Raw genomic sequence first — 7,287 nt, 5'->3', positions numbered from 1 at the left:
AGAAAAATTAGAAATGTAATGTAATAGCAAAGTAAAAATTTCGATATTTAGAAGAAGCTTAGAGCTTCTTCTTTTTTCTCTTGTTTTTATACATAATTTCATCAGCTTTGGATATTATCGAATCAAGTGTTTCTGAATGATTATATTCTATGAAGCCAAAGCTAACACTGTAATTAATCTTATTTTTTTCACTAAGTTTTTTCAGCTCTTTTGCTATATTTTTTTCAAGTCTCCGAGCATTTTCTAATCTGCAATTGTATAAACCTATAAAAAACTCATCTCCGCCATATCTTGCAACAATATCAGATTCTCTAATATGTTTTTTTATAGTATTTGCTATGATTTTTAATGATTTATCACCTTCAAAGTGACCATAAGTATCATTTATGTTTTTTAAGTTGTCTACATCTATAAAACCTATAGTAACAGGAATACCGTTTCTTTTGGATAAAGATATGATTTCATTTAATAATTGAAATCCAGCATGTCTATTATAAACATTTGTTAAAGAATCAAAATGAGCCATTTTTTGCAAAACTAATTCATTCTTTTTAGATTTTGTAATATCTCTGCTAATTAAAGCTATACCTTGTATTTCTTTGCTTTGGAAAATTGGATAGTAACTATTGCTTACCCAATATTTGCTTCCATCAAATCTTTTTATTTCCTTTTCTACAAAGAACTTTCTTTTTTCTTTTATAGCAATCTCGATTTCTTTAAAAAACAGGTTTTCTCCTTTAAAAACATCTTTTAGATTATCTCCTTCTTTTAATTCTTTTTTAAAGTCTCTTTTTGTCCATTTTTTAAAGACAGAATTTGCCAGTATTATATTGAGTTTTTTATCGACAAATAAAATGCCATCCTGACTATTTTCTATAATGGCTTTTAATAAGGTTTCGGATTTTTCTAATTTTTCTTTTGTGAATTGTAACTCTCTTGTATATGCTTCAAGGGAATCTAACAAAAATCTTAATTCTTCATTTTTAGATTTTGTAATTTCAATTTGTTTTTTTAATTCTATGGTTCTTTTTTGAATAATGTTTCTCATTAATAATATTATAAAAGATAATGAAATTAAAATTATTAAAGAAAAAAATACAAATAATTTAATCCATGTTGGAAATTTAAAATTGAAAATATATTTGTTTGTTACTGTATAATATATGGAATTTTTATTAGCTTTTAATTCACTCAATTCAATATCTATTTTTTGAATTATATCCTTTAAACTTTTTTTATGATATATGATATAAGCATTGATTATATAAAAGGAAATAGGTGTTTCTACTAAATTATATTTTTTGTATAAAGTTATTCCAGAGTAATAATTAAGCAATCCAGCATCTATTTCATTTTTGCTTAACGATTTACACATCTCTTCATGTGTATTAAATTCAATAAAGTTAATATCTAAGTCAAGCATTTCATTTATATTTTTTAAACCTTTTTCACCTGTATAAAAAATATCATCTTTTATAACGCCAATTTTTTTATGTTTCAAATCTATAAAATTTTGTATCTTCGTATGCTTATTCGTAAAAATCTTACCATAAGTATCGTATAATGGAACGGAATTATATTCAAATATTTTATCTCTTTCTTTCGTATATCCAGCTCCCAATACCATATCTATTAAATCATTTTCGAGATAATCCAAAGCATCAGAAAAATTTAAATAAACATATTGAGGAGTAAATTTTTCTTTTTTTGCAATATAATTCATTATTTCAGGTAATATTCCTTTGATTTTCCCATCTTCTGCATACATCAACGGAGGGTTTTCATAAACCCCTATTTTTAATGTATAGCTCAAAGAAATTTGCGTTAATGTTATAATAATGAATAATAGAATAATTTTTTTCACATTATTCACTCCGTAAGGTGCGTTTAATTTCGCCATATTTATCAAATTCAACAGTGTCAAATGAAGTAGTAAACGAATTATTCAATATATAATTTTTAATATCTTTTGGGTTATTTTTAGTATTTTTAAATGTTTGAGATAATATTTCCAGTGTTTCATATGTAAGATAAGCATATATATTTGGGTTTTTATTATATTTTTTCTTAAAAGTTTTTAAGAAATCAGGGTTTTGTTGAAAATATGTAAGAGAAAAAATATTATTATGATTATCAAATAAGTTCGTAATTTCATCATCATTAAACCAGGATAAAACTATTATATTTATCTCAGGATTTAATCTTTTCAAAAGATTTGAAATTAAAACGGTTTTATTAACAGAGTTTATTAATAGATAAGCATAGTTTTCGCCATTATAAAGAGATTTAATTTTTTTTATTGATGATGTAATTTTATCTAAAGTAATTAAGTTAATATCTCCATTATAGAATTTTTTAAAATTTTCAAAAGCATTATTTATATATAAAGAATTTTCATAGCTTTTAATTACTAAAATTTTTTTAGTTTTTTTATTTAAAAAATCTGAAATTTTTTTTTGTTCGTTTTTATTATTTAAAGAAACTCTTATAAACCAATCATCTTCATTGGTATAAGAATCATGGCTGATAGAAATACCTATTCCAAGTATCTTATCTTTTTTTAATAAGGGATATATAGGTTTAAATGATGTGGAATCTGTCGAGAATAGTATAATTTTTATATTTTTCTTTTTTAAATTATTATAAGCAACTAAAGCACTATCAGGATTACCGCTGGCGTCTTCATAATATATTTTTAGTTTAACTTGTTTGTTTTCACTTAAGAATAAATTCACACTTCTTACCACATCTTGTGTTGTAAAAGTTTCATCACCACTAAAATTTCCTATTATTCCTATTTTTATAGGTTTATTTATTATATATATAGTAACAATAATAACAACCATAAAAGAGATAAAAAAAGTTTTTTTATTCATATTTTTCCTCACTCCATAATTTGTTGAATAAATCTAACATAGTCTTTTGTATATTTTTATTGTATAAAATAATAATGAACTCATCATTTTTTTCTCTGGCTCTATAAGTTAAATTATAACTTCCGAGTAAAACACCGTTTTCATTTATTAACACCTTTAAATGCATATTTCTATATTTTTTTGAAATAGTATATTTTACGCTTTTTAAATACTTTAAATTAGAGTAGTTTTTTATATTCCAATTATCAGCTATAATTTTTACATCTATATTTTTTGAAGATAAATATTCCAGATTATATAAAATTCTATTATCGGTAAACGAAAAAGTGAAAATATATAGAATTTTTTTCGAAGATAATATAAAATTATCTATTACATTAAAAATGTTTTCTGATGGTCCTGTTACAAATACGACCTTACCTAAATCTTTTGAATTTATAACTTTATCTATTATTCTTTTATTTTTTCCAAAATTCCCATTTTTAAAATTATCAAATTCTTTTAAAAACAAAGAAACAATGTTTTTATCTTCAGAATATATAAAAATATTTAAATCTTCAAAAATGCTACCTTTTGTAAAGTTTCCTGTTCCAAATAAAACGCTATTATTATCAAAAATAATAAATTTTTCATGCAAATACCCTTCAAGATTTTTATCTGGTAATATATTGTAACTTTTGAAATATAAATTTTCATATTCTATATATCCTGAAGATTTGTTGGTATCTAAAAGTTCTAAAAATGGGGAATTTATACTTAAAGAAGCAAATTTTAGATTATCTGATAAGATAGTTTTTTCTTTTATAAAATTATATATTTTATAAGAAGGAGTTATGAAGATTTCATAAGAAAAAATAATATGAGCAAATAGGATAAAAATCAATATGAAGAATTTATACATAATATCCCCCGATTTAATATAAAAAATAATGTTTAATTTAAAACGTAAAAAAATACAGCTATAAAGTGAGAAACACTTCCACCTAACACAAAAAGGTGCCATATCATATGACCATATGGCAATTTTCTCCAGATATAAAATATAGCTCCAATAGTATATGATAATCCACCAATCACTAACCACATAATACCTGTTTGTGGAAGATTATTAACAAGAGGTTTTATGGCGAAGATAATCATCCATCCCATTGCAATATATAATAGAGTTGATAATATTCTGAATTTTTTTACAAAGAAAGGTTTTAAAATTATACCAATTAAAGCAAGTATCCATACTATTATGAAAATTGACCAACCAATTTTTCCGTTTAAAGTTACTAAAGTAAAAGGTGTATATGTTCCTGCGATTAATAAATAAATAGATGAATGATCTATAATTTCTAAAATTTGTTTTGCTTTTTTGTGTTGAATGCTGTGATATAAAGTTGAAGATAAATATAGCAAAAATAAGCTAATTCCATATATAATTACACTAAATGTCTGTAAAAAAGTTCCATTAAATGAAGAAAAAATAATCAAGATGACAAGAGCAACCAAGCTTAATATGGCACCTATTCCATGAGTTATTGAATTTGCAAGTTCTTCGCCTTTTGTATATTTTTCAAAATTATTTAAGTCTTTAATATCATTCACCTTCCGCTATAGGAATTTTTTTTTCAATTTCTAATACAAGACCTTCTGCCGTAGCTAAATTAGTAGCAAGAGGGATATTATGAACATCACATACTCTCATTAAAGCAGAAACATCAGGCTCATGTGGTTGAGCAGTTAAAGGATCTCGTAAAAATATTACAAAATCCATACTTCCAGCTGTTATCATAGCACCTATTTGTAAATCACCGCCATATGGACCAGAAGCAAATTTTGTTACTTTCAAACCAACTTTTTGTTCAATTAAAGTTCCTGTAGAATTAGTAGCATATAAATTACATTTTTTGAAAACGTGTTTCCATTCTTTTACAAACATGACTAAATCCAATTTTTTCTTATCATGAGCTATTAAAGCAACATTTATCATTTTATCCCTCCAAAAATTTTAATTATATTTAGCATATATTTAGGTTGTCTAAAAAGTCTCAAATGAAACGAAGACTCGAAGATTGCCCTTAAAATTATGAATGGAAGCCGTCAAAATTACATGGATGTAATTTTGAGCGAAACAATACACGATGTATTGTTTGAGCGACGGCTGAGAATAAATAATTTTAAGGATTAGCAATCAAGCTGTCTGAGTGAATTTGACTTTTTAGACATCGTAAGCGTATGTTTTTAAACATCTAAATTATAACATAATTTTATCGAACAATAAAATTTTTAAGATGCTCAAATCCCATAGAAAACAAAAAACGACCTGAAAATTCCAGGTCGTAAAAACAACTCTCATTGTTAATTATATCATAAAAAAAATATTTTGTCAAGAGTTTTTATTTTTTTAATTTTTTTAATTTAAAAAATTCTTCTCTTTCAAATTCTTCTAAAGTATCTTGAATAAATTTTATAGATTCTTTCAATTGAGGAATAACAATATTTTCGAGTGATGAAACTCTCTTTTTGGTTTTTTTTACTTCATATGCAAGTTTATAAACTTTGTTTTCTATAATTGAGGCTTCAGTTATTAGTTCCAAAACAGTTTTAAATGAAATATAAGCTTGATCAAGAGCGGCGTTAGTTCTATAAATTTCATATGGAATCTCAATTGTTTGTTTTTCTCGATAGAATTCTGGAACTTCTACACCCATTACACTTCTAAATCTTATATTTAAATTATCATATTCAGGAACACCATTTGCATATTCTTCAACATTTTCAATTCCCAAATCAAGGTTTGCCAGTTGAAGAGACTCATAGGCCTTTTCAAAAATTTTTAATATTTTTTCTTGAATATCTCTGGCTTGATCTATTAAATCTATTAATTCTTTCATGATAATATTTCTTTTTTTCTCAAGCAGGTCATGTCCTTGCTTTGCAAGAACAAATTGTTGCTTTAAATTTATTAAATTACCTTTTGTTGGAATTGTTTGATTAAAAATCATTTTTTCACCTTCAATCTTTGGTGGTTAAAGAAATTATTTTTCATTGTAATATTTCTCTATAAATGTTTTCTTTATTCTTGTCAATTCTGTTTTTGGAAGTATAGATAATATGTTCCATGCTAATTCAAGTGTTGAATCCAAATTTCTTTCTTCATTAAATCCTTGATTGATAAAAGTTTCTTCAAATTCTTTTCCGAATTTTAGATATAATTTGTCTATATCTGACAAATCATCTTCACCGATAATAGCTGCTAAAGATCTTATTTCAAAAACTCTTGAATAAGAAGCAAATAATTGTGAAGCAACATCTGGATGATCCTCCCTTGTATATCCTTTACCTATGCCATCTTTCATTAATCTTGATAATGAAGGTAAAACATTTATAGGTGGGTAAATATTTTTTCTATGCAAATCACGTGATAAAACAATTTGTCCTTCTGTAATAAAACCAGTTAAATCAGGAATAGGATGCGTGATATCATCATTTGGCATAGTTAAAATAGGAATTTGCGTAACAGATCCTTTTTTTCCTCTAATCATACCAGCTCTTTCATATATGGATGCAAGATCTGAATAAAGATAACCGGGGAACCCTTTTCTTCCCGGGATTTCACCCCTATAATTAGATAATTCTCGTAATGCTTCACAATAATTTGTCATGTCATTTAATATAACAAGTACATGTTTTTCTAGTTCAAATGCCAGATATTCTGCAACCGTTAAAGCTATTCGGGGAGTTGCAATTCTTTCAACAACTGGGTCACTAGCTAAGTTTAAAAAAACCACCATATTTTTAATGGCGCCACTTTCTTCGAAACTTTTTATAATAAAATTTGCATCATCTTTCTTTAGACCAATAGCCCCAAAAACTACAGCAAATTCTTCATTTGACTTTAATTTTGCTTGTTTAGCAATCTGAACAGCTAATCTGTTGTGTGGTAATCCGTTTCCGGAAAAAATAGGGAGTTTTTGTCCTCTAATCAGAGTAAGCATGCTATCTATAGCTGAAACTCCAGTTTGTATAAAATTTCTTGGATATTCTCTTGCTGCCGGATTAATAGCAGAACCATTAATATCGATACTTTTTTCTCCAATAATTTCGCCCATGTTATCAATAGGTCTTCCTAAACCATCAAAAGTTCTTCCTAATATATCAGGAGATATATTAATTTCTAAAGGTTTTCCTAAAAATTTTATTTTAGGTTCTTTTAAAGATAAGCCTTGTGTTCCTTCAAAAACTTGGATAATAGCAGCATTTTCACTAACCATTATAACTTTTCCAGTTCTTTTTTGACCATTTTGCTCAATTTCAACAACTTCATCATATTTTATATCTTTAACATTTTCAATAACAATAAGTGGTCCGTGAATCTGTGAAATTCCACTATATTCTCTAATTGCCATTAACTCACCTCCAC

The 7,287-nt window shown here is 25.7% G+C and carries 7 protein-coding genes; all 7 read right to left on the bottom strand.

Translation table 11 applies throughout. From position 1 onward, the window contains the following. Positions 1 to 58 precede the first annotated feature (58 nt). The 7 genes from BUA62_RS04445 to BUA62_RS04415 all read right to left on the bottom strand — a co-directional run bounded on the left by BUA62_RS04445 (position 59) and on the right by BUA62_RS04415 (position 7,273). The gene (locus BUA62_RS04445) at positions 59 to 1,864 is read right to left on the bottom strand and encodes a diguanylate cyclase (protein WP_072863873.1); all 1,806 of its coding nucleotides are present in this window, start codon (positions 1,862 to 1,864) and stop codon (positions 59 to 61) included. Position 1,865: 1 nt separating this feature from the next. Continuing rightward, positions 1,866 to 2,876: an ABC transporter substrate-binding protein gene (locus BUA62_RS04440; RefSeq protein ID WP_072863871.1), complete on the bottom strand. Its 1,011-nt coding sequence runs from the start codon at positions 2,874 to 2,876 to the stop codon at positions 1,866 to 1,868. Next, the gene (locus tag BUA62_RS04435; RefSeq protein ID WP_072863869.1) at positions 2,869 to 3,777 is read right to left on the bottom strand and encodes a phospholipase D-like domain-containing protein; all 909 of its coding nucleotides are present in this window, start codon (positions 3,775 to 3,777) and stop codon (positions 2,869 to 2,871) included. The genes BUA62_RS04440 and BUA62_RS04435 overlap by 8 nt, the downstream gene beginning before the upstream one ends. Positions 3,778 to 3,809: 32 nt before the next feature. Then, positions 3,810 to 4,460 carry a PAQR family membrane homeostasis protein TrhA gene (gene trhA / locus BUA62_RS04430; protein WP_072863880.1) on the bottom strand — a complete coding sequence of 217 codons (651 nt, stop codon included), beginning with the start codon at positions 4,458 to 4,460 and terminating at the stop codon, positions 3,810 to 3,812. Between the two features lies 1 nt (position 4,461). After that, positions 4,462 to 4,854 (bottom strand): methylglyoxal synthase, encoded by a 393-nt coding sequence (locus tag BUA62_RS04425; protein WP_072863867.1) that lies wholly within the window; start codon positions 4,852 to 4,854, stop codon positions 4,462 to 4,464. 406 nt (positions 4,855 to 5,260) lie between these two features. After that, positions 5,261 to 5,869: a V-type ATP synthase subunit D gene (locus tag BUA62_RS04420; RefSeq protein WP_072863865.1), complete on the bottom strand. Its 609-nt coding sequence runs from the start codon at positions 5,867 to 5,869 to the stop codon at positions 5,261 to 5,263. A gap of 33 nt (positions 5,870 to 5,902) precedes the next feature. Then, positions 5,903 to 7,273 carry a V-type ATP synthase subunit B gene (locus tag BUA62_RS04415; RefSeq protein WP_072863863.1) on the bottom strand — a complete coding sequence of 457 codons (1,371 nt, stop codon included), beginning with the start codon at positions 7,271 to 7,273 and terminating at the stop codon, positions 5,903 to 5,905. Positions 7,274 to 7,287 lie beyond the last annotated feature (14 nt).

Source organism: Marinitoga hydrogenitolerans DSM 16785, from assembly GCF_900129175.1.
GTDB lineage: Bacteria > Thermotogota > Thermotogae > Petrotogales > Petrotogaceae > Marinitoga > Marinitoga hydrogenitolerans.
The sequence above is the reverse complement of the archived record's forward strand: the minus strand, read 5'-3'. Positions and strand labels throughout refer to the sequence as shown.